Genomic DNA, 2,921 nt, shown 5'->3' with positions numbered 1-2,921 from the left:
GTTTTGCGGTTGATGTGAAGCTGCAGCCAGAGCCCGTCGGTCATCGCATCGATGCTGTCGGCAAGCAGCGCAGGGTCGGGGCCGCCATATCTGTCCACCAGCGCCCGGCAGGTGGTGATCATCGCCGCGTAGCGCGTGCGCTCGGCCTCTTCGCAGATACGGTTGTAGAGGGGCTGTGCGCCGGCCTCGCCCCAGAATGCGAACCAGAGGGCGAGTTTTTCAGTTGTACAGACCTCAGGGCTGAAATCGGCGAGGATGAGGCCGATGATCCGGTCGAGCGGGTCGGTGGTGGCAAGCGAGGCCTGCCAGATATCGCGGTATTCGGCTGAGAGGCGGATCAGGGTTTCGGCAAGAAGCCCGTCCTTTGATTTGAAGTGAAAGACCAACACGCCCTGCGACACGCCCGCGCGCGCTGCGACATGGGCAAGGGTTGTGCCCGAAAGCCCCCGGTCAGCCACGGTTGCGACCGTCGCTTCGATGATGCGCGCCTGCATCCTTTGACTGGTGGGGGAAACCGATTTGTTCATCTGCGCCTGCCTTCTGGTGCGACCATAGGGCTGCGCTGGCCCGGCGTCAATTTTCTGAGCGTATGCTCAATAATAATTTTGACTGAACGCTCAGAAAAATCTACCCTGTGGCCGAGCGTAAGGGGAGGCGGGTTGTGACATACGATGCCATTATTGCGGGGTCTGGCCATAACGGGCTGACGACGGCCTGTTTTCTGGCGCGTGCCGGGCTGAAGGTGCTGGTCGTCGAGAAGAACGACTATATCGGTGGTGCGGCTGTCAGTCGCGAACTGACGCCGGGCTGGACCTATTCCAACTGTTCCTATGTCTGTTCGCTTCTGCGGCCCGAGATCATCCGGGCGCTGGAGCTGCCGAAGTTCGGTTTGCAGGTGATCCCATATGAAAGCGGGGCTACATTCAGTTCGACGGGTGAGTATTTCAACTATTCCTCGGATCATGACGCTTTGCGGCGCGAATTGATGCGGCTCGATCCGGCTGAGGCCGACAACTATGATCGGTTTGCCCGGGCGGTGATGAAGCAATGCCGCTTCATAAAGCCCTTATTGCTGCGCACAGCCCCCGATCCGACCTCGTTCAGGCCGCGCGATCTGGCCGAATTGCTTTATATCGGCAAGCGCTTCCACGATCTGGGCGAGCGCGATATGGCCGAGACGGTGCGCTTCTGGACCATGTCGATTGCGGAATTTCTCGACCAGTATCTGACCAGCGATCTGGTGAAGGCGCATATCGCCGGGGCTGGCATCATCGGCACCGGGCTTGGCCCCTATTCGCCGGGCACGGCCTATGTGCTGTTGCATCACTACATGGGCGAGGTTGACGGCTCCATCGGTGCCTGGGGTTTTGCGCGTGGCGGCATGGGCGCGATCACGCGGGCTATGGCGGCAAGCTTTCAGGCCTCGGGCGGCGAGATCCGGGCCGGATCGGGGGTGGAGCGGTTTCTGGTGACGAATGGCCGCGTGACGGGTGTTGCGCTGGAAAACGGCGATGAATTTCATGCCGATACCGTTATTTCGGGCATGGATGTGCGGCGGACCTTCCTTGAGCATACCGACGCAAAGGAACTGCCCGAGGCGTTCCTGAAGGGTGTGCGCCGCTACCGGTTCCGGGGCTCTTCGGCCAAGCTGAATATCGCGCTGGATGCGATGCCGGATTTCACCGCCGCGCCGAAGGATGCGCGGTTCCTGCGCGGTGATCTGCATTTCATCGACGATATGGAAGAGATCGAGCGCGCCTATGACGACTGGAAGGAAGGGCGCTGGTCCGCAAGCCCTTACATGGATTTCCTGATCCCGACCCAGATCGATCCGACCATGGCGCCGCCGGGCAAGCATTATGCCACGATCTTTGTGCAATACGCGCCCTATGACCTGGCCGACGGGCCCTGGGATGACGCCAAGCGCGAGGCCTTTGCCAGAACGGTGATCGAAAAGGTCACCCGCCATGCCCCCGGTTTCGCCGATCTGATCGCGCACAAGGAAGTGCGGAGCCCTGCTGATATCGAACGCGAGGTCGGTCTGAGCGAGGGCAATATCTTTCAGGGCGAGCTGACCTTCGACCAGTTGCTCTTCAACCGTCCGGTGCCCGGCTGGGCGCAGTATCGCTCGCCGATCAGGGGGCTTTACATGTGCGGATCGTCGACCCATCCGGGCGGCGGGGTCATGGGCGCGCCGGGGGCGAATGCGGCGCGTGAGGTGTTGCGCGACCTTGGCCGCAAGATCAACATGGGGGCCGCGGCATGAGCTGGGATGCGGTTGTCATCGGTGCGGGACATAACGGGTTGATCGCGGCTGCGCGGCTTGGGGCAGCCGGGAAAAAGGTTCTGGTGCTGGAGGCGCGGGAGGCTGCCGGAGGGCTTTTGTCCGGGGCGGTACCGGTGGCCCATTTGCCGACCGGATTGAGCCCTGCCGTGGTCAAGGGGCTGGGGTTGGAGCGCCATGGCTTGCGGCCGAGGCGCCCGCTGACCACCGTCGCCTTGGGGGCAGGCGAGCCTGTCCGCATCATAGGCGGGGTGGTCACGGGGGTCGATGCCGGAACGGCGGTGGCCTATGCCGGGTTGCATGCGCGGCTTGTCCGGCAGGCGGGGGCGTTGGCGCCCTTGATGGCGAAGACGCCACCAAGGCTACGCGACGGGGGCATGGGTGAGTTGATGACGCTCGCCGGGCTTGGCCTGAGTATCCGGTGGCTGGGTAAGGCGGATATGCAGGACCTTTTGCGCATCATCCTGTCGAACATCTGGGACGTTCTGAGTGACGAGATCGGCGATGGTCCTCTGGCCGGGGCGCTGGCGATGGACGCGACCCTTGGCGGGGCGATGGGGCCGCGATCGCCGGGGACGGTGTTGCCCTTGCTCTACCGGCTGGCGGGGCAGCCCCGGATGCGGTTCAAGGGTGGAAC

The 2,921-nt window shown here is 63.0% G+C and carries 3 protein-coding genes; 2 read left to right on the top strand and 1 reads right to left on the bottom strand.

What is annotated here, in order from left to right; all coding sequences use genetic code 11:
• On the bottom strand, positions 1-527 hold a 527-nt coding region (locus tag WBB85_RS13180; RefSeq protein ID WP_432639065.1), incomplete at its 3' end, for a TetR/AcrR family transcriptional regulator.
• A 134-nt stretch (positions 528-661) separates the two neighbouring features.
• On the opposite strand from WBB85_RS13180, the gene WBB85_RS13175 reads away from it, so the two are divergent.
• A complete protein-coding gene (locus WBB85_RS13175; protein ID WP_432639064.1) occupies positions 662-2,266 on the top strand; it encodes a phytoene desaturase family protein in 1,605 nt (534 codons plus the stop codon).
• The coding region (locus WBB85_RS13170; protein ID WP_432639063.1) for an NAD(P)-binding protein at positions 2,263-2,921 on the top strand (659 nt) is incomplete at its 3' end. The genes WBB85_RS13175 and WBB85_RS13170, both read left to right, overlap by 4 nt.

Source organism: Albidovulum sp. (assembly GCF_049646345.1).
GTDB lineage: Bacteria > Pseudomonadota > Alphaproteobacteria > Rhodobacterales > Rhodobacteraceae > Albidovulum.
Note: the sequence above shows the minus strand (reverse complement) of the source record. Positions and strands in the feature narration are given on the sequence as shown.